Origin of the sequence: Aminobacter sp. P9b (assembly GCF_045345995.1) — a bacterium.
Lineage (GTDB): Bacteria > Pseudomonadota > Alphaproteobacteria > Rhizobiales > Rhizobiaceae > Aminobacter > Aminobacter niigataensis.
This window is the reverse complement of sequence record NZ_CP150082.1, coordinates 3,303,192-3,327,932: the sequence shown is the minus strand read 5'-3', so window position 1 is coordinate 3,327,932 and position 24,741 is coordinate 3,303,192. Positions and strand designations below refer to the sequence as shown.

Below are 24,741 nucleotides of genomic sequence, written 5' to 3'. Positions count from 1 at the left end.
TGTCACAGCCTCTTTTCGACCAGCACTTCGACACGGCGATTGAGCGCGCGCCCTTCGCGGGTGCCGTCGTCGGCGACCGGGTCGGTGGCGGCGCGGCCTTCCGAGCGCACGCGCTCGCGCGGCACGCCGTTCTGGACGAGGATGTCGGCGATCGTCGCAGCGCGGGCCTCCGACAGGCGCTGGTTGGTCGACAACGGGTTGGTACGCTGCAGCGGAATGCCGTCGGTGTGGCCGACCACGGTGATGTTGCCGATCAGCTCCTGGTTTTCGAGGATGACCTGGGCGATCGATACGATGAGCGGCTGGAATCCGTCGGTCAGTTCCGCACGCGACGACTGGAACAGTTCCGGATTGCTGGCCTGGATGACGAGGCGGGCCAGCGACACGCTTTCGGCCCCCTTCAGTGCCGGGCGCAGCCCTTCCGGTGCGGCGGCGGCAAATTCCGGCAACAGCGCGAAGTCGACGGTCTCGACCGGAGGGGCCTCGGCTTGCGGCGCGGTGCGCAACAGCTCGGCGCGATCGGCCGGCGGAAGGGCGCGAACCAGCGTTGTCAGTTGCGTCGCCTGGTTGCTCAATGACATCGATAGACCGACATAGATGGCCGTAGCCAGCACGGCTGCGATGACCGCCATCACCCACAGTGGAACAGTGAAGCGCGGCGGCTCGTCGGATGCGACGACGCCGCGCCAGTTGGGCGACAGCGAGGCATCCTCGGCATCGGCGTTGCGGAGAAAACGGGCAGCGGCGACGCGCACGGCGTTCAGCGAGCGGTCGCCGGCGCGTCCGGGCACGCGATATTTACCCCGGAAGCCGAGTGCCATGCAGTAATACTGCAGCTCCAGCATTTCCTGGTCGCGGTTGGGATGCCGCTCGAGCTCCTCCAGGCGCGAGAAGAACTGCGCGCCGGCATCGACATCGCCGCGCAACATGACGACGAGCGGCTGGCGCGGCCAGATGCTGGCGCCGCCCCAAGGTGTGTTCAGCGCCAGGTCGTCGAGCAAGGCAGCGACAGACCAGGCAGCCTGGTCGGCCCGTTCGAGCGACGATCCGCTGGCAACGGCTGTGTCGCGTGCACGGACCAGCTCTTCCAGAAGCCGCGTACGCAGCACTTCGGGGTTTTCCGGCGGCAGGGCGTTTTCGAGTTCGGGCGCGAATTCCAGCAGGGCCGAAAACGCATTGACCAGCTTGTTGGGGTGGGTGCGGGCCCGCTGCAGCGGCGCTGCGGTAAAAGGCATCGGCGCGCGTGGCATCGGCGTACCGACCATGCGTATCCGGGTACGCTCACGATCCTCCGACAAGCCGAAAGGATCGTCCTGGCTCATCGCATCACCTGTTCACCGAATAGCAGTCGACCTGCGGCTCGCTCGGCAGCACGCCCGAAACGCCAATGACGAATCCGGGTGCGTCGAGGAGGGAGGCCCAATGCTCGCTTCTCTGATCTAGCTCAAGGCAAAGGCGGTCGCCGTCATAGGGGATCTCGCGCGGCTGCGAGTGCAGCGGCTTGAGCGGAATGCCGGGCAGGCGCGACTTCCACAGGCCTTCGAATTCGCCTGCGGCACCGACGGTCGCCTGGTTGACGAAGATCTTGCGCAAGGCGTCTTCGGAGAGTTCGGAGCCGACGCGGATGACGATGCGGCTCGCCACCAGAAGCTTCGGATTGTCGATGCGCACCTTCCAGACATTGGTCGAGTGCCGCATAACGGGCAGCGCCCGCGACTTGGGTTCGACATAGCGGAGGCTGAGGATCAGCGAACGCAACGTGTCGGCGAGCGCCGAATAGGCCGGCCCCGGGGCCATGTGATCGTAGACCGGCAGTTCGGCCAAGCGGCGCGAGTTCGATCCGTAGGTCGCCATCGACCCGGCGAGGCCGGCAAGCTCGAGATAAAGATCGGCCGGATGGAAGATGTCCTGCGCCAGCATATGCGCCAGGCGCGGACGCGCCGCGTTGGCGAGATTGAGCATCAGCAGGTCTTCGACGCTGCGTCCGGGCCCGCCGAGCACCATCTTGGCGTGAGCCTCGGCGATCTGGTCGAGGCCGGTAATCACCTCCTGCAGCAGTTGCGCGTACCAGGGCACGGCACCGGTCGCCAATGTCGGCGGCAGGAAACTGGCATCGACGGCAACGCCGCCATCGGCACGAACGCCGGTTATGTCGGTGATCGGCAGCGCAGTGTAGCCACCAATCGACTTGCCGGGGGCGAGAAGCAGCGCTTGCGGCCGTGCGATCTCGATCTCCTCGGGGTCCGATCCGCCATGTACAGCGTCACGAACGGTGACGATGCGGCCGCGATAACGCGCACCGCTGGTCTCGGCATGGGCAGGGTCGAAGCCGACGCCGCCCGGCGGCTCCAGGGGTACGGCAATCAGCACCGGGCCGCCGCCCATGTCGGCAGTGATGGCCAGCGGCTTCGGCGCGTCCATGGTTTCGGGGATGGCGAAGGGCGTTCCATCGGGAAAGATGCCACGGGCCGACAGGACTGCCACCTGTCCGGCCTCCAGCAAGGCGGGGTCGAGCGTCAACGCGCGAAAGCCGAACGTGTGCAATTGCCCGGCCTGCAGGGAACCGCGCACCGTCGCTTCGAAGAACCGGTCCTGTTGCTGGAAGTGCTGGGTCCGAAGGAACAGCCCTTCGGACCAGAGCACCCTGTTTGTATCTGTCATGCGGCAACTCTCTGCATCGCGAACTCCGTTCTGGGCCGGGTCAGGCCGAAATGCCTCCGCTGCCGAGCGTCACAGCGATCGTCAACGTCGAACCCGGCGAGACCGATTTCGTCGTTCGCCAGGTGCGGCCCGTCGGTTCGCGGACCAGCGCGACGAAGCCGAGCGCGGTTGCTTCCGGTTCGACGGTGATCGTCTTCGATGCGCCTTGGCCGGGGCCGACCGAGAGCGTGTCCGAGCCGAGCAAATCGCCGGCAAGAGCGGAACCTGCGTCGCCCTGCAAGGCGAAGTAGTCGGCCGAGTTGAATTTGCCCGTGCTCTTCAATCGCATGACGAGAACGGTCACAGGCCTGTCGCCGCCGTCGGGCCCGGGGTTCATGCCGGCTTGACCGCTCACATTGACGGTGACTGTGGACGGTTTCGGCGGCCCGCTCTGGCAGGCGGTAACCAGTCCTGTAGCGCCGAGAGCAAGTATGAAGTCGCGCCGGTCTATCATGCGTCACTCCTCTTCGTAGGCGTTGCGGAAATCGGCCCCGATCTCACCCATGAAGCGCGTCTCGGCGCTCACGGCGATTTCGCGATGGCGTTTCTTGTAGAGATCCCAGAGCTTCGCGCCGCGGCCGCCGGCCAGCAGCGTCTCGATCGACGAACTCGATTTCAGCTCCTCTTCGAGTGCGACGGGATCGAAGCGGTCGATCATATGGCGCAGCGCGCCCTGCAGGCCGCGCCAGGCACGAACATGATGGTGGGCGAGGTCGCGGATGGCGTCGGCAATCGCCGGCTCGCCGGCGAGGAAGCCGGGGCTGCGCTCGGCGAGGATGGTTGCCAGAACATCGTCCACGGTGGGCAGGAACTTGAGCGGGTTCACTTCCGAAGAGCCGACCACTGTCTGCTCGATGCGGGCATTGCCTTTTTCCTCGGCCCGCTTGCGCAGCAGCTGCATCAGGCCTTCGAGCATCAAGCGGTATTCACGACCGAACTTCTCCATCTCGGCAATCGGGTCCCGGCCTGAAGCATCGCCCTGATCGAGACCGATGCCGCGAAGGAACGCGGCGCGAAGGGCGCTGTCGGATGGCAGGGCAGCCTGTGGCGGGGTTGCGTGCAATCTCTCGCGGGCACGAAGCGACGGAGGCGGCGGCGGCGCGTCGACCCGACGTGGCGGCACATCCCGGGGCGCCGGAGCGGAAGCCCTGTGTTCTTGCGCGTTCTCTTTCGCCCTGTCCGGCTTCTCGCTGACCGGCAACTCATGCGCAGCCTTTATCGGCGGAGAGGGAAGATCGAATCCGGCATCAAACGTTTGCTCTGCTTGGCGCGCCGGCTCCTTTGCTGCAGGTGGAGCTTCGACGGATGCAAAGCCGAACGGGTCGGCGAAGGCGGAGGTGCCGTTCCTGGCTTCGTCCGGATGCCCGTTCGCCACCGGGGTGGACACCGGATCGAGGCTGAAGGGGTCGTCGAATGCCGGCGAACTGCGTTCGGATTTGTCGCCACGTTCGTAGGCGCGGAAGGCTCCGGCTTGGGGCTGCTCGAACGGATTGGGCAGTTCGGCGGGGCGCGGCCGTTGCGGCTCCTCGTCGGTCTTGAGCGAAAAGAAATCGTCGCTGCCCATGCTGGCCGGTACACGCGACGCCGCTGGTTGCGGCGGTTGAGGCGTCGACGTCCTTGAGGGCGATGATTTTTGCGCCGACGGCTGGGCTGAAGGCTGCAGTTCGACAGCAACGACATAATCGCCCAGCCGGAGCCGCATGCCGTGCCGGAGGCGCGCCGTATTGCCTGATCCGAGCGGGGCGCCTGCATCGTCGATGAACAGGCCGCTGCTCGACGTGTCGATGACGAAATAGCCGTCTTCTTCGGCTGTTATGCGGCAGTGGGCGCGTGAGACGAACATGTCGGGGTCGTCGATCTGCCAGCCCGCCTCAGGACTGCGACCGATCACCAGTTCACCCTTGTCCAGCCGGGACTGGCGCACCGCTTGTGCGCGCGGTCCCTGCTCAAGCGTGAGGAGCAAGCTCATGCCCCGACTCCCGCCATTTCTGGCCGCCAGCCGACGATTGTCCGCAGGCGCATGTCTTCAGCATCGTCTCTTTCCGCAGGGGGCGCAAGCCACGCCGTTCGGCCGAGCTGCGCGGAGCCCAGGCGCGCCGGCGGAACCTCCTTGCGCGCCAAAACGATGCGGAGATCGACGTCCAGCAACTCGCCCAGGAGGTCGCGGATGGCGCGCTTCAGCACCACCAGCCTTTTGCTGCCGGGCAGAAATGCCCGGTAGGTTTCGAAGTCGAGCGGTCCGATGCGCAATTCGACCCGGTTCTGGCGGCTGAAGCTGCGCGGCCCGATGGTCGCGCTCCTGCCCAGTGCTGCGCTGGCCTGGCCAATCCTGGTCTGCAACGCGGCCGGGATCTCCAGCCATGACGCAACGAACTCCTTCAGCCGGACAGGTACATTGAAGGCTTCGGCGACGAACAGGGTGAGCCGCTCCGGCCCGTCGACCTGGCTGGCAAGGGCCGCGGCCTGCCGCAGCTTGACCGCATCCAGATCCGGATCGGCAGCATTGTGGGTGTCGGGAAGGCCGATGCCGGCCATGGCTTCCATCATCGAGCGAACACGGCCGCCGACGGCACGCTCGACCTGCACACCGGGATGCGCGTCCGCCCAGGCGCGATAGAAAAGGGCAATCATCCGATGCTGCAGGATGTTGACGAAATCGACGAATGTCGTGTCGCTGGTCTGATGCGCGTCGGCGCCGACAAACCAGCGTTGCGACAGCCGGTCGAGCACCCAGCGGGTCACGTGCAGCGGCAGCGGTCCTTCAGGTCCGAGCAGACCGAGATTGGAGACGGTGACGCGCGCCGGGGACTTGTCAGTGGCCGGCTGGAACTTGACCACGTCCTGGGTGGAAAAGCCGAGGCGCACGTGCTGGCCGAGCCGTGCCGGCTCCCGATCGAGACGCCCGGAGTGGCCGAAAAGCCGGTTGTCGCGTTCGAGTTGCCGCAGCAGCTCGAAGAAATCGTAGCTGTCGGCCGGCACGCCGGAGGCCTCTAGATCAGGAAGCGGTTGCCGGGCGTCATCGGCCATGGCACGTCCTCCTGTCTCTGGAGCAGTCGGGTGCGGGTGCGCACGAACCCGTTGATGCCGGCATGGCGGGCAAACAGCCGGGCCAGCAAGGCGGACAGCAGAAGCGAGCTCTGCCCTGACAAGACGGACTGGTCGACGTGGAGCATGACCTCGGTGCCGCGGCCAAAACACATCGGCCCCGGTATCGCCAGCCGCTCGACCACCGGCTGCGAGTCTATGCGGACGATGGAGCGCACATGGCGGCCAAGCACCGGATCGCCGCGGTCGGCATAGAGGTCGAGCAAGGCATGCAGCGGATCGACGCCACGCCCGTCCTTGGCAAGGCTCAGGAAGTTGAGCGACAGCTGGGCGACGAGCCGCCAGGCCAGTTCGTCGGCACGGGATTCCGAGTCCGCGCCGGCGGGCAGGGCGGCAGGAATGGAATTCTGCGGGGGACGCAGGGCGCCGAGCAACCTGATCGTCTCGACCGGGTCACCGCTTTCCAGCGACAGTGACGGATTGTCGTCGAGGATCGGCAGATCCCTGTTGGTGCAAAGCGCGGTGATTTCGATACGCTTGAGCGGCCGGCCCGTAGGCATGCCCACCGGCCGCGAAATGGCGAGGAAAACATCGTCGCCAGTGTAGGTCGTGCGCGTCATCCCCTCGCGCCGCTCATCCTCCGTCGCGCGGCGAGGCCGGCGCTCGGTCGAGTAGACCCAGCCATTGCCCCTGTTCTGGCCGAGGCTGAACAGGGCCGGGATTTCAGCATCGGCACCTTCGGCTTCGGCATCCTCGACATGCGTGATGCGATAGATTTCGAAATCGCGCGGCCGGGTGCGATCGGCGTAGAGCACCTGCCGGGTCCGGCGCGCGTCGAGTTCAATGACGTTGCACTCGCGTTCGAACAGGTTGATCAGCGGGGTGGCGAAGAGCTCGAAATCCGCAGGCGCAAGATCGGCGAGTTCCGGCGCCGCCCGCCGCAGCAGGAAAATGATGTCGAGGCCGGCGTCACAGCTGCGAATGACGGGCTGGAGTCCAGCGACACGGACATAGTGGAAACGCTCCGGCATCATGAAATATTCGCGCAGGAGACGATAACCCTCGAATGTCGGACGCGTCCGGGGCATCAGCGCCTCGGCGTCGCCTATGCCGACCATTTGCGGCTCGGGCAGCGGTGCGAGCCTGCCCTGCTTGCCTGCCTGGCGCGCACCGACGGCAGTGCAGACGCCGAAGATCGTGTCGAACAAGAGGGCTGCCTTGGTGCGGCCGGCAAAATGCAGGTCGAGCCGATCGAGCGCCAGTTCGCTGAGCTTGCCCTTGCCGGTGCGGGCAATGGTGATGCGGAGCGCGGCTTCGCTGGCGACACCGGCGGGCGCCGTTATGCCGGCGGCTGCAAGGGCACTGCGGTCCTGGTAGTAGCCGACCGAAGCGATTTCCAGCGGCCACAACGTGACGTCCTGCGCCGTGGTGAAGGTCATGCGCGTGGAAAGGCCCGGCTGCAGGCTCGATACGAGGCGGGTGCCGCGCTTGACGAGGTGACCGGCATTCATGGTCTGGACCTGCTGCCCCGGCTTCAGCACCGCCATGGCCGTTGCCGGCGTTGGCGACAGCAGGTCGGGATAGAGGACGTCGATCACGCTGCGCGCAAACCTGGAGCGCTCGGCATCGACCTTCAGCCTGGTGCGCGCCGCCAGAAACGCGACGCCGTCCAGCAGGCGCTCGACATAGGGGTCCGGGCAAGGTGCGGTGTCGAGCGAGAGATTGCGCGCAACCGCCGGATGCATGTCGGCAAATTCCGCTGCAAGCGTGCGGATGTGGGTCAGCTCCTCCTCGTAATACTCCAGGAAGATCCGATCCATTCTATGCCTCGCCGTATTCGGTCCGCGCCAAGCCGTTGTCGAGGTTGATCGTGGTCCTAAGCCGCAGCCGTTCCGGCGTCGGCGTCATGATCAGGACCCCGTCGATTTCGATCTTGATACCCATGCTTTTGTCGTTGAGGGTGACGGTGACCTTGGTCGCGCTTTCCTTCAGACGCGGCTCGAAATTGCCGAGAACCGTCTTGATTTCGCGGGCCAGTGCATCGCGATCGAAATCGCGCGACGAGCGGCCGGAGAAAGACGGCACGCCATAGTTGACCACGCTGCGCCGCACTTCCGGAAAGTCTTCGAGGTTCAAGCGGATATCGGAGACCTGCTCCTCCTCGAGGTCGGACAGCAGCGGAAGGGCTTCGAAGCGCTCGGTGTTGAAGAGCGCTTCGATGTCGCGACGCACCGCCTCGCGCAGCACGCGTGCGGAGACGACGATCCCCCGGCTTTCAAGTTCGACCCTGTTGCGGTTCTGGAAGACCAGCCTATGCAGGCGCTGCTTGTGATCCGGGGTCAGGTCGGGGTCTGAATCGATCAGGCGCGCGGTCCCGGCGAGCAGGGCATCTACCCGCTCGCCGCCGAGTTCGTTGTCCAACGACTGACGCAGCCCCTCGATTTCCGAGCTCAGTCCCGGCAGGTCGTTTACCAGCCGGTCCCATAGCGACGGCTGCGACGCCTCTCGCCTTGCTTGCTGAACTCCACTGGCCTTCATCATGCAGCACCAAGGCGTCTATGCGGGGCCTCACAAGCCGGTTGCAACGCTCATCTCTTGCGTATGGTCGGTATCGTAGACCAGCTCGATCGTCTTGTAGGCGAACTGCACGAAGTCCTCGAGCGTGTCGCTGTTGGTCGTGCTGGCACCGAAGCCGTAGGAAACGACGGAGGCCTCCTTCATCGTGACGACGAAATAGTCGCTCGTCTCGCCGTCGATGGTCCGGCGGCAAGAGATCACGACTTCGTCGAACTGCTTGTTCTCATGGCATGCCTTGGCAAGGTAGGGCGACGACATGTCGACGTCCTTGGAGCAGCTTACGGTGCCCAGGGCGACGCGGCCCTTGCGCGAAAGCGAATTGGGATCGAATGGCGCAACCATGTTGAAGGCGACGTTGAATATCTCGATCTCTTCGTCGTGACCGTCGCGGGTGCTCGGGCCCTTGATGTCTGGAACCTTCAGGAAGCCGTCGATCTTCGTTGCTTTTCTGAGATCGTCATCCGATGCCATTGTCTCTCTCCGTTACTGAACAGTTCAGGACTTGACCGAAGGCAGCTCCGACACGAGCCGGAGCGATGCGTTAATTCCTTCCAATTGGTAGTGCGGGCGCAGGTAGAAACGTGCGTTGTAGTAGCCGGGCCGGCCTTCGACGCTGTCGACCTGGACCTCGGCCGCGGCCAGCGGACGCTTGGCGCGGGCCTTGTCGTCGGCGAAGGCCGGATTGGCGAGCACGTAGCGGTTGATCCACTCCGTCAGCCATATCTGCATGTCGGAACGTTCCTTGAACGAGCCGACCTTGTCGCGCGCTATCGCCTTGAGATAGTGGGCAAAACGCGACACCGGGAACAGGTAGGGCAGGTTGGCGCTCAGCCGTTCGTTGGACTGCGCATCCGGATCGACCAGTCGGCCAGCCCGTGTCTCGTCGTCCTGCAGCGAGTGGGCGCCGATGAAGGCGGCAAGATCGGTGTTCTTGCGATGCAGGATCGGCATCAGTCCGAGCTTGGCGAGTTCCGCTTCGCGCCGGTCGTCGATGGCAACCTCGGTCGGGCACTTCATCGCCACTGAGCCGTCGTCGGTCGGGAAACTGTGCACCGGCAGGTTGATCACCGTGCCGCCGTTCTCGACGCCACGGATCTGGGTGCCCCAACCGAACAGTTTGTGGCTGCGGTTGATGTTGACGCCCATCGGGAAGGCGGCGTTCATCCAGACGTATTTGTGGTGGTCGCCCTGGACCTCCTCCTCGAAGGCGAAACCCTTCACCGGTACGGTGTCGGCGCCATAGGGCAGCCGGGCCAGGACGCGCGGCATGGCAAGGCCGATATAGCGGGCGTCCTCGCTCTCGCGCAGCGATTGCCACGAGGCATAGGCCGGATTGGAGACGATCTGCTGCAGGTCCTGCGGGTTGGGCAGTTCCTGCCAGCTGTCCATGCGGAACAGGCGTGGCGAGGCCGCAGCGATGAAAGGCGTGTGCGCGGAGGCGCAGACGCCGGAGAGGTTGCGCAGCAAGCCGACGTCGCGCGGGTGGTTGGAGAACTCGTAGGCCCCGATCAGGCAGCCGAACGGTTCGCCGCCGAACATCGAATATTCGTCGGTGTAGACCTTCTTGAAGACCGGGCTCTGGTCCCACATCTGGCCCTCATAATCTTCCAGCGTATCGGCCAGCTGCTCCTTGGAGATGTTCATCACCCGGATCTTGAGCTTCTGGTCGGTCTCGGTGTTGTTGACGAGGTACCAGAGGCCGCGCCAGGTGCCTTCCATCTCGCGCACTTCGGGTGCGTGCAGGATCTCGTTGAGCTGGACGGTCAGCATCTTGTCGATGCCCGAGATCAGCGACTTGATCGACTTGATCGCGTTCGACGAGATGGTGGTCGTGTCGGAGCGCGACTGCGCGGCGAGTGCGAGATTGCGGACGAGCTGCTGCAGCTTCTCGCTATCGTCCTTCTTGACCTTGAAGTCCTTCTCCAGCAGGTCGCTGAATTCACCGAGGTCGATGGCCTCTGCCTCGGCGACCGTTGGGCTCTTTTGCTGTTCGGCCATGGCTCTATTCCTCGACCTTGTCGCTGTCGGAGAGCGCCTGGCTGGCGATCTGGCCGAGCAGAGGCTCGTTGTTCAGCAGTTGGGCGATGCGCTTTTCGGCGTCGGCGCGACCGTCCATGAAGCCCAGCAACTCCTCCAACTGACGGCGCATCTTGAGGATCTCGGCCAGTTGCGGAACCTGCTCGGCAATCTTGTCGGGCGCAAAGTCGCCCATCTTGGAGAAGGTGAGGTCGACCGCCATTTCTTCCTCGCGCTCGGCGCCTTCGGCCTGGGGCAGGGTGTTCTTGACCCGCGCCTTCACTCGTGGGCCAAGCGCTTCCATGAAGCGCGGGAAACGGTTGGCGTCGGTCTCGACGAAGGTGCGGTCGAGGACCGTCTTCTGCGCCTCCTTGGTCTGCGACGAGCCGGCGAGATCGGCCATCACGCCCATCACGAAAGGCAGTTCGATGGTCGTCGGGCTGCCGTAGGTCTCGACGTCATAGGCGATCTGCACGCGCGGTGCGCGATTTCGCTCGATGACCTTAGCTTTGCTTTCGGCTGGCATGCTTGGCTACCTTTCATCCTTCTGAGGCGTCTTCTTGTCGGTTACGCCGGCGAGGAGCCGGAACTCCTTGAGCCCCGAGGGGGCGAGATCTTCCATCAGCTCGACGAAATCCATGTGCACCATGCGGCGCACGCGGCGGGCGAGATGCGGGATCGGGCTCGACGGTTCGGTGCGGTCGTAGAAGGCAACGACAAGGTCGAGGCATTTGACGACGTCGTCGCGCGAAGTGAGGCGGTCGGGGAGGGCCATGGTCGGTCCTGCATGGTTGGCCACCGGCTCCGGCGCGTGGCCGTTGGGATGCGCGGCGACCGGTGTTGCCTGGGTGAGTTCGGGCTTCGCCGCGCCGTTGGGCGCCGGGCGCGCGGCCGACCCACGCTCGAGCGTGGCCAGCATCCTGTCGAGAAACTTCTTGAGGTCGGGAACGGTCGGCCCCGTGCTTTCCAGGCGCTTGTTGAGTGCGGTGTCGATGGCAGCAAGTGCTGCGCCCGCCGCGCGGGCATCGGCGACCAGTTGCTCCATGGCGGCGCCCGCCTGATCGGCTTGCGCGGCACAGGCGCTGCGCAGCCTGGTCAACAATTGCTCGTGCGCGGTGGAGAGCGCTGCCCGCTCGGCGTTGTTCAGTCCCTGGGCCGCTTCCTGCAGCATGACGCGATCGTCAAGCGCACCTTGCTCAAGTTCCCGGCCGGAGATCGGGCCGAAGCCGCGCGGGGCGAAAAACACCGTCTTCCTGAGATCGGCAAGCAGGCCCTCCTGGCCGTTCTGCAGGTCGAGCACGGCGTTGATGCGGCGCAGGGCTGCGTCGCGTGGCGGCGCATTGGGCCGCAAGGCGGGGTGCATCGTTTCCCAATGGGCGTCGAAGGTCCGCGCGATCAGCATCAGGCCTTCGGCCAGCCCGGCGAGCCCGCGGGAATTGGCCAGGGCGCGCGTGACCAAGGTCAGAAGGCGCAGGTCGCGTCCCTGGTTGCGCAGTTCGTCGGCCTTCTCGAGAACGACGTCCCAGTCGACGGGAATGCTGACTTCCGCCGAGGGCCTGTTGCGTTCGTCGTGGACGACATCGGATTGCGGCACGGCGAGGCGCTCGAGCTCGTGAAAGCGCGGATCGTTGCGCAAATCTTCCCCCGACGGGTTTTCACCGTTCAAAGGGTTGAGCCAGAGAGCAAGATCAACCACGCACCCCCCCACGCCAAACTGAAGGACGGAAGTCGCCGGTATTTCACTCCACTCTGGTTTAGCACAATTCAGGCAGCGCTCAAAGTTGGACGAAGCTAGCCCTTAAGCGTTAGTGACCACGGTCGCGCGAATTGTTACGGTCGTTCCAGGCGCATGGGCTGACGCCCGCCAGCCGAGGCCGCGCACCGCTTTGTCAAGTCGCGGTTTGTGTGGCAAGTTATCGGGAACGCAGTCCGGGCATTGGAGACACTCCATGGAACCCAAGGGCATGCAGCAGCGCAGGTCGTCCCAGGGCTTCAAGCGCAAGGAACTGGTCGGCAAGCTCAATCCCACCTGCCTGCGCGCCTTCAAGGCGGCGGCCGACGCGGCAAAGCTGCGTGGCAACCCTTACGTCGAACTCGTTCATTTTATTGAACAATTGGTGCTTTCGGATCGCTCGGACGTGCAGATGATCCTGGCCGACGCCGGCATCGATGCCGCGCGCGTGGCGGGCGACATGACACGCGCCGTCGACAAGCTGCCCTATGGCGCGACCTCGATCGAGGAGTTCTCCGACCATATCTTCCACGCCATCCAGGAAGCCTGGAACCTGGCGACGCTGGAATTCGGCAGCGAGGAAGTGCGTAGCGCCCATGTCATCCTCGCTTGCCTGAAGGTGCCGGTGCTGGAAGGGCTGGTGTCGAAGATCAGCACGGAATTCGACAAGATCGATGCCGATGGAGTGATCTCGCGTTTCGCCGACGTGGTCGACGGCTCGCTGGAGGGCTCGGGCACGGCAGCAACGGCACCCTCAGCCGAGACGCCGCGGCGCATGGCACCGGGCGGGGAGTCGGCGCTGGCGAAATACGCCACCGACCTGACCCAGCGGGCGCGCGACGGCAAGATCGATGCCGTCGTCGGCCGCGACCCGGAAATCCGCCAGATCGTCGACATACTGATGCGTCGGCGGCAGAACAATCCGATCCTGACCGGTGAAGCCGGCGTCGGCAAGACGGCGGTGGTCGAGGGCTTTGCGCTGCGCATCGCCGAAGGCGACGTGCCGCCGATGCTGGAAGGCGTCAGCGTGCGCATGCTCGATGTCGGGCTGATGCAGGCCGGCGCCAGCGTCAAGGGCGAGTTCGAAAAGCGGCTGAAGGCCGTCATCGACGAGGTGCAATCCTCCGAAACACCGGTAATCCTGTTCATCGACGAGGCGCACACGCTGATCGGGGCGGGCGGTGCTGCCGGCACGGGCGACGCGGCCAACCTGCTCAAGCCGGCGCTGGCGCGCGGCGAGTTGCGTACCATCGCCGCCACCACCTGGGCCGAATACAAGCAGCATATCGAAAAGGACCCGGCGCTGACCCGGCGCTTCCAGGTGGTCAAGATCGACGAGCCCGACGAGGCAGCCGCCATCCTGATGCTGCGCGGCATCGCCGGCGTGCTCGAAAAGCACCATCAGGTGCAGATCCTCGACGAGGCGATCGAGACGGCGGTGAAGCTGTCGCATCGCTACATCCCGGCTCGGCAGTTGCCCGACAAGGCGGTCAGCCTGCTCGACACCTCTTGTGCGCGCGTCGCGATCTCCCAGCACTCGCGGCCGGGCGAGGTCGAGGACCTGATGCGCCGCCGGCAGGCGCTGGAGGTCGAGCAAGGCATCATCGGCCGTGAAGCGGCGATCGGCATCGATGTCGAGGAGCGCAAGGCACGCGTCGAGACGGGCCTGGCCGAGACCGATACGGCGCTGGCTGCCGCGCAGGCGCGCTGGGACAGGGAAAAGCAGGTCGTCGCGGAGATTCTCGAGTTGCGCGCCAGGCTACGGGGCCAGGGCGTGGCGCTCGATCCGGTTGCCGCGAAGGCGGCTGTGGAGGAACAGCCCGCCGCCGACGCCGAGCCGGTTGCGGCCAATGACGATGCGGTTCAGGCCGAGCCTGCGGAGCCCGAAGCGGTAGCCGAAGAGCCGACCGATCCTGCCGCCGACTTGGCGCGGCTCAAGGAATTGATGGCGGTGCTGGCCGAGGCGCAGGGCGAGACGCCCCTGATCCTGCTCTCGGTTGATCGCAACGCGGTGGCGGCGGTGGTGCAGGACTGGACCGGCATTCCCACCGGACGCATGCTCTCCAGCCAGACGGAAAAGGCCTTGCGGCTGGCGCAGACACTGGCCGAGCGCGTCGTCGGCCAGGACCACGCCATGGAGATGATCGCCAAGCGCGTGCAGACCAGCCGGGCGGGCCTGGGCGCTCCGGAAAAGCCGGTCGGCGTGTTCCTGCTCTGTGGCCCCTCCGGCGTCGGCAAGACCGAGACAGCGCTGGCGCTGGCCGAAACGCTCTATGGCGGCGAGCAGAACCTGATCTCTATCAACATGTCGGAGTTCCAGGAGGCGCATACCGTCTCGACGCTGAAGGGCGCACCGCCCGGATATGTCGGCTATGGCAAGGGCGGCATCCTGACCGAGGCGGTGCGGCGCCGGCCCTATTCGGTGATCCTGCTCGACGAGGTCGAGAAGGCGCACCCCGACGTGCACGAGATCTTCTTCCAGGTCTTCGACAAGGGCATGATGGACGACAGCGAGGGCAGGCGGATCGACTTCAAGAACACGCTGATCCTGCTCACCTCCAATGTCGGCTCGGAAGTCATCATGGCCAAGACCAAGGGCGGCGAGTTGCGCGAGAAGGTCGAGAACCTCGACGCGGCCCTGCGCGCGCCACTTCTCAAGGTATTCCCCGCTGCCTTCATCGGCCGCGTCGTGACCATCCCGTATTATCCGCTGTCGGGCGACATGATCGAGGCGATCACCCGCCACCAGTTCGGCAAGATCGCGCGCCGGCTGCAGACGAGCCACGGCGCGGAGCTGGTGATCGGCGATGGCGTGATGGAACTGATCAAGGCACGCTGCACCGAGATCGAATCCGGCGGCCGCATGATCGATGCGATCCTGACCAATACGCTGTTGCCGGAATTGAGCCGCGGCGTGCTCAACCGCTCGCTCGACGGCGAGAAGCTGACGCGCGTCACCGTCGGCGCGTCAGGCGAGGGGTTCAGCTACGAATTTGGGTAGGGGCGGACGTCCCCGCCGAACGCTATTACCAACCACCACCACCTTCGCCCCTGTCGCTACGCTCACTCGCAGCGGGGGTGATAGGTTTCTTGACAACTTTTGGCTGGACTTGGACAACTCTTGGTTGGACTGGGGCTGCGACCGCGGCCTTCCTTACGGGCGCCGCTTTCTTGACCTGCACGGGTTGAACTGCAACCGGTTCTTCAACTTTCATCAATGAACCGCAGCCGCTCAAGGGCAGAAGCACGGTCGCCATAAGAAGACTGATGGTATGCGATCGCATGTCGGGTCTCCCTGTTGTCGTCACAGCATGTCAAGGCGCGGTCTGGAGTCGAGCCACTCCTTGCGAAGGAGTTCGACGAGGAGTTCTCGTGGCTCGCGAGGTGCGTCGCCCCCAAGGACGGTGGCGGCTGCTTCGCGACTGCGTGCGCCGAGCACACCGTCGACATCTCCGATATCCTGTCCCATGCGCCCGAGCGCCAATTGCACCTGCTTGCCGACGTCACGATTGCCGATCTTGCTCAGTCCCGCCTTGGCTTCAGCCGCGGCGTCAGGGGCGTCATAGGAAGCGGCGAGTGCAAAGAGGCGAACCATCTCGCCGTCGTCTTTCTGCAACGTCGGGTTGTCCCTAAGCAGCTCGGCTGCAAACAGAGCACCCCAACCATCGCCACGGTCCGCACTTTCCCGATACCAAGCAGCGAGAGTGGATGCATCTGCGCTATTGTTCTTCACCGCCATCCGGCCAAGAAGCCTGCCAGCATATGGGTGGCCATTCGCACGCGCTTTTTCGAACAACTCGGTCGCCCGCGCCGTGTCTTGCGGGACCCCGGCGCCATCGCGATAGAGGATCCCGAGGTTTACCATCCCGTAAATGTCGTCACGTCCGGACGATTCCGTGAAGAAGCTCAGAGCCCGAGCGTCGTCTTTCTTCACATGCTCGCCAACATGATACTCCCATCCAAGCTGGTTCATCGCATAGGTGTGGCCGGACTCCGCGGCGCTAGCCAGCAGTGACATGCCACGCTCGACGTCGGCTTTAGCTCCACGCCCTGTCACCAGTGCCCGGCCGAGCGAGTATTGCGAGTAAGGATCACCTCTTTGCGCTCCAGTTTCGAAAAGCGGGATCGCACGTACTGGATTGCGCTCGACGGCCGCGCCTAGTTGATACATGCGCCCGAGCAGTTCTGCCGCACGCACATGCCCGGCGTCGTTGGCTGCGTTGAGTTCTGTCAAAGCTGAACCGAAATCGCCGTTGGCATAGAGCGCGCGGGCATATTGATACTTGAACCGCGCCACCTCGGGATGCTGGTCGACGGCTGCCTTGCAGGCGACCAGTGCCTTGGGCACGTCGATGTCGTTGGGCAGCTTGCCGTCGGCCACGGCCTGCACGTCGAGCGGTTCGGCGGCGAGGGTGTCGCATTCATTGACCGAGACGGCGACGTTGATGGTGATCGGCGCCGGCGCAACCGTCTTGAACGCAGGCATCAGCACGACGGTGCGCACCGATGGCTTGGCTGGCGCCTTGTCGGCGGGCAGTGGTATCGGCTTGACCTCCATGGTGTCGGTGCTGGTGTCGGCCTTGCCGGTGTTCGTCTGGGGCGCCATGGCGACTGTCTCGGCCACCGGCGCTTCGCTCTCGGACGCACTCACCACCTTCAGGGACGGGCGTATGCGCAGCTTGGTGATGTCCTCGGCCTTGATCAGGTCGCCTTCGGAAACGATCTGCCCGTCGACCGCCACCTGGGTCTCGGGATCGCGCTTCTCCAGGCGGAGCCAGCCGGTCGGGGCGCTGGAGCGCACGACCTCTTCGGGCATGGCGGCGAAGCCGGTGCCGATGTCGGAGGCCATGGCGACGAGGATCGGCTTTGCCTGTTCGGGCTGCGCCGGCTTCGGCTCTTCGCCCGGCTGGATGGCCAGGGCCGGCTTGACGGGTGCCTCGGCGACCGCCTGGGCATCGACGACGACGCGGACGATGCCGCTGGCGCTGCGGCCACTGTCGGTGGTGACGGTATAGCGCACTTCGTCCCCGGTCATCTCGGCGGAGGCCGGCTTGAGCATGACCTCCTCGATGCGGTCGGCTGAAATCTTGCTGTCGAGACTGAGCTGCTGGTCGCCGAGCCAGAGCGTGCCCTGGTCGGGCAGCTTGGTGAAGCTGATCGTCAGCTCGGCATTGCCGCTGGTGATCGGCGGCGAGATGCGCAGGGCGACCTCCTTGGGAGCAGGAGGTACGCGAACCTCGCGCATATCCTCGATAATCAAGAGGTTCTGCCGGGTTACGAAGAAGAAGGATGAGGTGAGGCTCGAAGCGTCCCACGGCGTCTGGCGTCCGTCGGTGCGCTTGATGACCTCGGCGCGGATGTCGCTGAGCAGCTTCCTGACCTCGACATTGGGCTTGAGCGCGTATTCGGCGAAAGTGCCGGTGAACGGGCTGAGGCCGTCATTGCCGTCGAGCGCCACACGGTCGGGAGCCGTCGAATAGACGATCAGCGTGCCGTCCTGGGGCGCGACCGAGGCAAGCCCCTTCTTGCCCTCGACGGCGACCTTGGCCTGGCCGACATAATAGGAATTGTTGGCGAAGGGATTGTCGCGGCAGGCGTCGAGGATCGCGATCTGTAGCGACGACGTCTCGCGCATGTATTCTAGAAGGCTCGACATGTTGTAGGCCTGGACCTCGAGATCGTAGGAGGTCGCCAGGGTGGCATCGACCGGCAGCATGAAGTTGTGACCGCCAACCTGGACGGCATGGCCGCTGTAGTAGAACAGCGCGACGTCGCCGTCGTTGAGCGTCCTGAGGAAGCCGAGGATGGTTTCCTCCAGGCCCTTCTTGTCGAGATCCTTGCCGAGCGTGACTTCGAAATTGGCGCGCTCCAGCACGTCGCGGATGCGGTCGGCATCGTTTGTCGCGTTCGGAAGTTTTGCCAGATGTTCATAGGCCGTATTGCCGATGACCAGTGCTGCGCGGCGGCCCGAGACACCGTCGGCAGCCAGTACGGAACCGAGGGCCAGCAGCAGAACGAGGCCGCAAGCGACCATCGCGCCAGCCAATCGCGCGGCAATGCCAGAATTGCGAGCAGGCAAGCAGCCCTCGCATACCATTGACTGCCTCCCTTTAGGATTGCAGCATTTACAGGCTTGGCAAGGCTTGCAGTCTTAGAAAGGCAAGCATCCTCCTCGCAGGCATCGGTGTCAACGCTGATCAAAAAGGCTATTCGTCGGTCTTCGCCGGAGCAGGGCTTGAGCAAGAGCCCATCGTGAAAATCCGTGTTATTGTCGCGGCAAGATCCAGCACCGCAGGTGTGAAGCAATGGCCGGCAGGCGTTCACGCAGGGATGGAATCAGGTCATGACTCCGGACGACGCGAGCCCGGAGGACAAGACACGCATCGCGCCCGATACCGGCGTGCACAAAGGCGTCCAACTCAACGGCATCTACGAGATCGACGAGCACATCGCCACCGGCGGCATGGGCGAGGTCTATCGCGGCCACAACATCCAGACCGGCGATCCGGTGGCAATCAAGGTGGTGCTGCGCGAATTTGCCCGCGACCAGGGCATCCTGGCATTGTTCCGCAAGGAAGCCTCGATCCTCAACCACCTCTCCAACGACGCCATTGTGCGCTACCACGTCTTCACGATCGATCCGACGATCGGCAGGCCGTATCTGGCCATGGAGTTCGTCGACGGCCAGTCGCTGGGCGAGCGTATCCGCAGCGGCCCGCTCGACGCGCAGCAGGCGCGCAAGATGCTGGCCCGCGTGGCGTCGGGCCTGTCGGTGGCCCATGAGGCCGGCGTCATCCACCGCGACCTCTCGCCCGACAACATCGTGCTGCCGGGCGGCCGGGTCGAAAAGACCAAGATCATCGATTTCGGCATTGCCCGCTCCGCCAATGTCGGTGGCGGCACCCTGCTCGGCGGCAGCTTTGCCGGCAAATACAGCTTTGTCTCGCCCGAGCAACTGGGCCTCTTCGGCGGCGACGTCACCGAGCAATCCGATCTCTACAGCCTCGGGCTGGTGCTGGCCGCGGCCTTGCGCGGCAAGCAGCTCGACATGGGCGGATCGCCGGTCGAGGTGATCGAAAAACGGCGAAGCGTACCCGACCTTTCCGGCATCGACCCGGAATTGCTGCCGCTGCTCAACGCCATGCTCCAGCCGGACCCCAGGGATCGCCCGGAAAGTGCCGCGGCAATCGTCGAATGGCTGCGCGAGACCAGCGGCGTGACTGCAAGTTCGGGCACCCATCCCGGCATCGCCGGCCAGCTCGATCAGGGAAAACCCGCCGAACGTACCTGGCGCCCGCCGGGGTCGCCGGCCAGCGGGCAGAAACCACCGCCGCCCGAGTCGCTTTTGCCGCGCGACGCACCCTGGCGCAACGCCGGGGCAGCGAGCAGGCCTGTACCGGACCGTCAGCAGAAGCCGGCGACGAAGACCCCACCTGCCGCGGAGAAGCCGAAATCGGGACGTGGCGCCCTGATCGGCATCTTGTTGCTGGTTGCGGCAGCGGCGGCCGGAGGCGGGGTCTATTATTCCGGGCTTGTGGATGGCCTGCTGCCGGGCGGAACGACACCCGCCCCCAGCGACCAGACGGCCGGCGGCAAGCTGACACCGGCAAGCCCCGAACCGCTGCCGGAACCGGTGGCAAAGGCTCCGCCTGCGACCGAGACCGTGGCGAAGGCGCCTGTGCCCACTGAAATCGCCAAGCCGAAGCCGGCGGAGCCAATCAAGCCGATCGCCCTCGAGCCGCCCAAGGCTGCTGTCAGCGCGGCGGAGTGGTTCAAGTCGTTCGACGGCGGCTCCTGCTTCTATGCTTCGGTGGCCAACCCGTTTGCGCCGAGCCCCCAGGTCGATGGGCTGGCGACCTCGAAGGCGCCATTCGACAAGCTGGCGCGCGATTTTTCGTCGGTCTTCGGCGCCAAACCGGCCGTCAATCCGCGGATGATCGAACGCGACCAATGCCCTGTCGCCGACTTCCTGAAGGCGCTGCCGCCGGGCGAGGCGAGCGGGCCTAAGCTGGTGCTGAACAAGGACAATCTCAAGGTGGGCGACTCGCTCCAGGGCACGCTGAGCGGGACCGGCAGCCGCAACGTCAACCTGCTGCTGATCGGCAAGGACGGCGTCGTCTACAATTTTGCCAGCCTGCTCAAGAAGTCGGGGGCAGGCGAAGCCACGTTCAGCATGAAGCTGTTTCCGCTCAACGACCAGGAGGCGTCGGCGCCGGAACCGCACCTGATCGTCGCACTGGCCAGCGACGGCGGCATCAAGGCTGCCGACATCAGCGACCCCGAACTGGCGTCCGACCTGTTCCCCAAGATACGGTCGGAGATCGAAACACAGCCCAACGGGGCAGGCGTCGCCTTCGGCTATTTCCTGTTCGACCGCTGAGGCAGGGCTCAGGCGTCGGAACGCTGCAATGCCTCGTTTCCGGCGAGCTGGAGCCCCATTTCGACAAAAGCGGCCAGCACGTCGTGGCGGTCTTCCAGTGCCACCCGTGCCAGCCCGGCCAGAATGCCAGCATTGACGGCGCGTGCGGCCGGCAGCTCGGCCGACCTGGCCGTCGCGAGCGCGATCCAGACGGCGGGCGTGCGCTGGTCCGGCGTCGCCATCACATCCAACAGCGGCGGGCCGTTGCCACCGGCGCCGACCCAGTCGCCGACCTGCGCCAGAAGGCGGCGGTCCGGCTCGTCGAAAAGCTCACCGAGATTGTCCAGGCATTCGTGCGCCCACCAGATCGAGGCCGGCATGGGCAGCAGCCAGGCGCAGAAGGTGATTGCTTCTTCGGGCGTCCTTCCGCCAAGCAGCGCCCGGCAGAAATCGGCTGGCGGCTCGTCGGTGGGCGACGCCAGCATATCCCGCGCGGCGTCGGGATATGCCTCGAACAGGTTTCGCGCTGTCCTGAACCGGAGCTCCTCGGCCATCGCCGGGACCTTTCCCGCCATCCATCCTGGCTGAGACAATAACAGGCTTTTGCGCCGTGCTCGACCACCGCGACGAAACATTACTTCGACCGGGCCGTGGCAGGTTTCAGTCGCCCGACAAGGGAGCCTGGGGCCAGCGCTGCAGCGCCTCGCGCCCGGCATCGGTGAGGTCGTAGACGCCGCGCTCGACCCGGACGAACCAGCCGTAGACGTTGTCGAGCAGGATGTTGGCAGCCCGCGATACCGTCGGCGCGAGATCGCGCGGCCGCCTGGCGCCATCGGCAAGCGCCACCGCGCATTTCAGCGCGTCCTGGCGGTAGGCGGTCATGATCGGCGCGCGCGAGCCACCACCTGCCACCGGGTCGCCCTGCCGTCGCTTGTGCTCTGCTACCAGCCGGGAGCGGCGCTTGGGGTCCCTGCGCGGGGCAGGCGCGTCGGGGCTGAGCAGCACCTCGACACGCTCGTCTTCGAAGATGCCAAGCAGTCCAAAGCCCAGCCGCCGGCACAGATTGCGAAAGCGCTTGTCGCCTTCGCGGCCCTTGCCGCGCGGCGACATGCGCGCCGCAAGCCAGACCTCGTCCGCCGCCGCAGCCCGGTCGACGCCCTGCAGGACCAGTTCGAGATTGAATTGCAGCTTGAGTTCGCACACCACCACGATCGGCGGCGCGTCGGCGCTCAAGGCCAGCAGGTCGCAGCCGCCGATCTCGCCCTTGACCTCGAAGCCCAGGTTTTCGAGGAAACGCTTGACCGGGATGTAAAGAGCCGTCTCGAGCATTCAGCTGCGTCCCAGGCTGCCGGGTGCGGGCGAGCGGGCCGGATTCTGGCGAGTGCCAGGTTGACGGTCGGCTCCGATCGGTCGGGGTTGCGGCATCACCTCGGGCCTGCGCTCAGCTGGCGCGCCAGTCGAACTTCAGTTCCTCGCGGAAGGCGAAGCGCACGATATGGTCGACGACGACCTGTTCGAGTTGAGGCAGGTTCGCGGCTTCCACTTCGACCGTGAGCGACGTGTCGTCGGCCGAAAGGCCGACCACCCGTCCTTCGCCCAGGTCTATGCGCCCCGTGGTGGGCGAGAACTCGACGGCGAACTTGTGGCTCCAGTGCTTGCATAGCTGCTGCAGGTAGCGGCTTGCATGTTCCGTTGCGACGACTGCGGTTGATTTCGGCATGATTGTCCTCGGAGTGAACGCGGCCTTGTGCGCCAACATGCGCAATTAGTCACCCGATTCGCTTGGAAAAGGCACCCACGCAGAGTTCACGAACCCGTTCGCGCAGCCAGCGATGTGCCGGGTCGGCATCGAGCCGCGGGTGCCAGAGCATTGAAACGGTGACCTCGGGAACGGCGACCGGAAGCGCAAAACTGTGCATTCCCGTCCGGAGATTGCCGGTGTGGCGCTCGGGAACGCTGGCGATCAGCTCGGTAGAGCGCGCCAGGGTCAGTGCTGCCGAAAATCCGCTGACGATCGTGACGATCTCGCGGCGCAGCCCGGCCGAGCCCAGGACCTCGTCGATGAGCCCGGTGTCGCGGCCTTGGCGCGAAACGTAGACGTGCCGTCCCGCAGCATATCGCGCAGGCGTGACTTCGCCCTGTGCCAGCGGATGATCCATGCGCACGACACCGATAAAACGGTCCCGGAACAGCGCCTGAACCCGCACTTCCGGACTTGTCGTTTCTTCGACAACGCCGGTTTCCAGATCGACGCTTCCGTCGCGAAGGGGCTCGCTGTTCTTGTCCGGCTTGTGGATGAAACGCAGCCGCACGCCGGGCGCGTCGCGGCCGAGCAGAGAAAGGAGGCCCGGCCCGAAGTTTTCGACGAAGCCATCACTGGTGCGCAGCGTGAAGGTTCGGTCCAGCTTCCTGGGATCGAGTTCGTCGGCAGGCCGCAACACCGCCTCCGCGTCCTGGACCAGGCGACCGACCTGCTCGCGAAGCTCGAGCGCCCGGGGCGTGGGGACCAGCCCACGCCCGGCCCGCACCAGCAGCGGGTCGCCAGTGGTGTCGCGCAGCCGTGCCAGCGCCCGGCTCATCGCCGATGGACTGAGCCGCAGCCGCCGGGCGGCGCGGGCGACGCTGCCTTCCGCAAGCAGCACATCGAGGGTGACGAGAAGGTTGAGATCGGGTGTCGACATGTCTCGACCTTATCGTGACATGGCGCCAAACGCACGAATGAAGTGCAATCGGTGCGCGTTCCGCTATGCCACAACAAGGACTACGTCTCTCCAGGCTCCATTCCGGGAGCAGGGAAACGGAGGTCGTGTTGAACAACCACGCTATAGAACAGGATGAGTCAGTGGTCGGAAGGATCGGCCCCGGATCGTCGGCTCGATGGGCACTCGCCAGCCTTGCACTGTCGATGCTGCTGTCGTCGCTTGGCACCAGCATCGCCAATGTCGGCCTGCCTGTATTGGAACAGTCGTTCAACGCCTCCTTCCAGGAGGTGCAGTGGGTCGTACTGGCCTATCTGCTGGCCATCACCACCCTCGTAGTGAGCGCCGGACGGCTCGGTGACATCACAGGTCGCCGACGGCTGCTGCTGGCCGGCATCATGCTTTTCACGCTGGCATCGGGCTTGTGCGCCGCGGCGCCGACACTTTGGCTTCTTGTTGTGGGACGGGCAGTGCAGGGCGCCGGAGCAGCCGTCATGCTGGCCCTCACGATGGCCATCGTCGGCGAGACGGTGCCGCAGACAAGGATCGGCAGTGCCATGGGCCTGCTCGGGACGATGTCGGCGGCGGGCACCGCTCTCGGTCCATCGCTCGGCGGCTTGTTGATCGCCATGTTCGGCTGGCAGTCGATCTTCCTCGTCAATGTGCCGCTGGGTTTGCTGGCCTTCTGGCTCGCGCTTTGCTACCTGCCTGTTGGCACCACAAGTGCGGGACCCGCCCGTCAGGGCTTCGACGTGACGGGGACATTGCTGCTTGCCGCCACCCTCGGAGCCTACGCGCTGGCAATGACGATCGGGCGCGGCAATTTCGGGCACCTCAACATTCTCCTGCTCGTGGCTGCGGCTTTTGGGGGAGGGCTGTTCGTCCTGGTCGAGGCCAGGGCAGCATCGCCATTGATCCATTTGCAGCGGCTCCGCGATCCGGTGCAGGGTCCAAGCCTGACGATGAACGCGCTGGTCGCAACCGTGATGATGGCGACACTCGTCGTAGGGCCGTTCTACCTCTCCCGCGGGTTAGGGCTTGATGCGGCTACAGTCGGCATCGTCATGTCGATCGGGCCAGTCATTTCCATATTGAGCGGCGTGCCCGCTGGCCGCATCGTCGATCGTTTCGGCGCGCCGCAAGTCGTCATGGCCGGGCTGGTCGCGATGGCGGCGGGCGCCATGGCGCTGGCTTTGCTACCTGCAATCTACGGAATCGTCGGCTACATTTTCGCCATTGCGGTGCTGACACCGGGCTACCAGTTGTTTCAGGCGGCAAACACCACATCCGTCATGACGAACGTCAATCCTGGCGAGCGGGGCGTACTGTCAGGGATGCTCAACCTTGCACGCAATGTCGGGCTGATCACTGGTGCATCCGTGATGGGTGCGGTGTTCGCGTTCGCCTCGAAGGCGGACATCGCTGCGGCACGTCCGGACGCCGTGGCGACGGGCATGCAGGCGACGTTCGCCGCAGCGGCAGGCTTGATTATCGTCTCGCTGGCCATTGCGATTGCCGCGTATCGCCGGGTGTCGGGACCCGAATTGAACGCAGGCAAGGCGTCTCCCGAGTAACCTTCGGGCGATGCCTTTTGCGCGCTGATAACTTGCATC

Annotated in this window: 19 protein-coding genes; 3 read left to right on the top strand and 16 right to left on the bottom strand. The window is 65.1% G+C overall.

Annotated elements, in window-relative coordinates:
* Positions 1-2: 2 nt before the first annotated feature.
* Genes icmH through tssA form a run of 11 tightly spaced genes read right to left on the bottom strand, consistent with a single transcriptional unit; the run spans position 3 to position 12,034 of the window.
* Entirely contained in the window at positions 3-1,322 is a 1,320-nt protein-coding gene (gene icmH, locus WHT83_RS16415; protein WP_406871769.1) for a type IVB secretion system protein IcmH/DotU, read from the bottom strand.
* A gap of 4 nt (positions 1,323-1,326) precedes the next feature.
* Positions 1,327-2,661 (bottom strand): type VI secretion system baseplate subunit TssK, encoded by a 1,335-nt coding sequence (tssK, locus tag WHT83_RS16410; RefSeq protein WP_406871768.1) that lies wholly within the window; start codon positions 2,659-2,661, stop codon positions 1,327-1,329.
* Between the two features lie 40 nt (positions 2,662-2,701).
* The gene (gene tssJ / locus WHT83_RS16405; protein ID WP_108608118.1) at positions 2,702-3,154 is read right to left on the bottom strand and encodes a type VI secretion system lipoprotein TssJ; all 453 of its coding nucleotides are present in this window, start codon (positions 3,152-3,154) and stop codon (positions 2,702-2,704) included.
* A 3-nt stretch (positions 3,155-3,157) separates the two neighbouring features.
* On the bottom strand, positions 3,158-4,669 hold the full coding sequence (gene tagH / locus WHT83_RS16400) for a type VI secretion system-associated FHA domain protein TagH (protein WP_406871767.1): 1,512 nt from the start codon (positions 4,667-4,669) through the stop codon (positions 3,158-3,160).
* Positions 4,666-5,727: a type VI secretion system baseplate subunit TssG gene (gene tssG / locus WHT83_RS16395; RefSeq protein ID WP_406871766.1), complete on the bottom strand. Its 1,062-nt coding sequence runs from the start codon at positions 5,725-5,727 to the stop codon at positions 4,666-4,668. Before tssG ends, tagH begins: the two co-directional genes overlap by 4 nt.
* Entirely contained in the window at positions 5,691-7,565 is a 1,875-nt protein-coding gene (gene tssF, locus WHT83_RS16390; RefSeq protein ID WP_406871765.1) for a type VI secretion system baseplate subunit TssF, read from the bottom strand. The genes tssG and tssF overlap by 37 nt, the downstream gene beginning before the upstream one ends.
* A gap of 1 nt (position 7,566) precedes the next feature.
* Positions 7,567-8,283, bottom strand: a complete 717-nt coding sequence (gene tssE / locus WHT83_RS16385) for a type VI secretion system baseplate subunit TssE (protein ID WP_406871764.1) — start codon at positions 8,281-8,283, stop codon at positions 7,567-7,569.
* Between the two features lie 30 nt (positions 8,284-8,313).
* Positions 8,314-8,793: a type VI secretion system tube protein Hcp gene (locus WHT83_RS16380; protein WP_108608123.1), complete on the bottom strand. Its 480-nt coding sequence runs from the start codon at positions 8,791-8,793 to the stop codon at positions 8,314-8,316.
* Between the two features lie 24 nt (positions 8,794-8,817).
* On the bottom strand, positions 8,818-10,320 hold the full coding sequence (gene tssC / locus WHT83_RS16375; protein ID WP_108608124.1) for a type VI secretion system contractile sheath large subunit: 1,503 nt from the start codon (positions 10,318-10,320) through the stop codon (positions 8,818-8,820).
* 4 nt (positions 10,321-10,324) lie between these two features.
* Positions 10,325-10,864: a type VI secretion system contractile sheath small subunit gene (tssB, locus tag WHT83_RS16370; protein ID WP_108608125.1), complete on the bottom strand. Its 540-nt coding sequence runs from the start codon at positions 10,862-10,864 to the stop codon at positions 10,325-10,327.
* A gap of 6 nt (positions 10,865-10,870) precedes the next feature.
* A complete protein-coding gene (gene tssA, locus WHT83_RS16365) occupies positions 10,871-12,034 on the bottom strand; it encodes a type VI secretion system protein TssA (protein ID WP_406871763.1) in 1,164 nt (387 codons plus the stop codon).
* A gap of 268 nt (positions 12,035-12,302) precedes the next feature.
* On the opposite strand from tssA, the gene tssH reads away from it, so the two are divergent.
* On the top strand, positions 12,303-15,071 hold the full coding sequence (gene tssH / locus WHT83_RS16360) for a type VI secretion system ATPase TssH (RefSeq protein ID WP_406873997.1): 2,769 nt from the start codon (positions 12,303-12,305) through the stop codon (positions 15,069-15,071).
* Positions 15,072-15,374: 303 nt separating this feature from the next.
* On the opposite strand, the gene WHT83_RS16355 is transcribed toward tssH, so the two are convergent.
* The gene (locus WHT83_RS16355) at positions 15,375-18,149 is read right to left on the bottom strand and encodes a caspase family protein (RefSeq protein WP_406871762.1); all 2,775 of its coding nucleotides are present in this window, start codon (positions 18,147-18,149) and stop codon (positions 15,375-15,377) included.
* Positions 18,150-18,413: 264 nt separating this feature from the next.
* On the opposite strand from WHT83_RS16355, the gene WHT83_RS16350 reads away from it, so the two are divergent.
* Positions 18,414-20,450 carry a protein kinase domain-containing protein gene (locus tag WHT83_RS16350; protein ID WP_406871761.1) on the top strand — a complete coding sequence of 679 codons (2,037 nt, stop codon included), beginning with the start codon at positions 18,414-18,416 and terminating at the stop codon, positions 20,448-20,450.
* Between the two features lie 8 nt (positions 20,451-20,458).
* Here WHT83_RS16350 and WHT83_RS16345 read toward each other — a convergent pair whose 3' ends face one another.
* The 4 genes from WHT83_RS16345 to WHT83_RS16330 form a co-directional block, all read right to left on the bottom strand.
* Positions 20,459-20,983 (bottom strand): DUF6931 family protein, encoded by a 525-nt coding sequence (locus tag WHT83_RS16345; protein WP_406871760.1) that lies wholly within the window; start codon positions 20,981-20,983, stop codon positions 20,459-20,461.
* 106 nt (positions 20,984-21,089) lie between these two features.
* Entirely contained in the window at positions 21,090-21,758 is a 669-nt protein-coding gene (locus WHT83_RS16340) for a DUF2161 domain-containing phosphodiesterase (RefSeq protein ID WP_318761677.1), read from the bottom strand.
* 112 nt (positions 21,759-21,870) lie between these two features.
* Positions 21,871-22,149 carry a DUF2218 domain-containing protein gene (locus tag WHT83_RS16335; protein WP_406871759.1) on the bottom strand — a complete coding sequence of 93 codons (279 nt, stop codon included), beginning with the start codon at positions 22,147-22,149 and terminating at the stop codon, positions 21,871-21,873.
* A gap of 49 nt (positions 22,150-22,198) precedes the next feature.
* The gene (locus WHT83_RS16330; RefSeq protein ID WP_406871758.1) at positions 22,199-23,110 is read right to left on the bottom strand and encodes a LysR family transcriptional regulator; all 912 of its coding nucleotides are present in this window, start codon (positions 23,108-23,110) and stop codon (positions 22,199-22,201) included.
* A 65-nt stretch (positions 23,111-23,175) separates the two neighbouring features.
* On the opposite strand from WHT83_RS16330, the gene WHT83_RS16325 reads away from it, so the two are divergent.
* On the top strand, positions 23,176-24,702 hold the full coding sequence (locus tag WHT83_RS16325) for an MFS transporter (protein WP_406871757.1): 1,527 nt from the start codon (positions 23,176-23,178) through the stop codon (positions 24,700-24,702).
* The last annotated feature ends 39 nt before the right edge of the window (positions 24,703-24,741 follow it).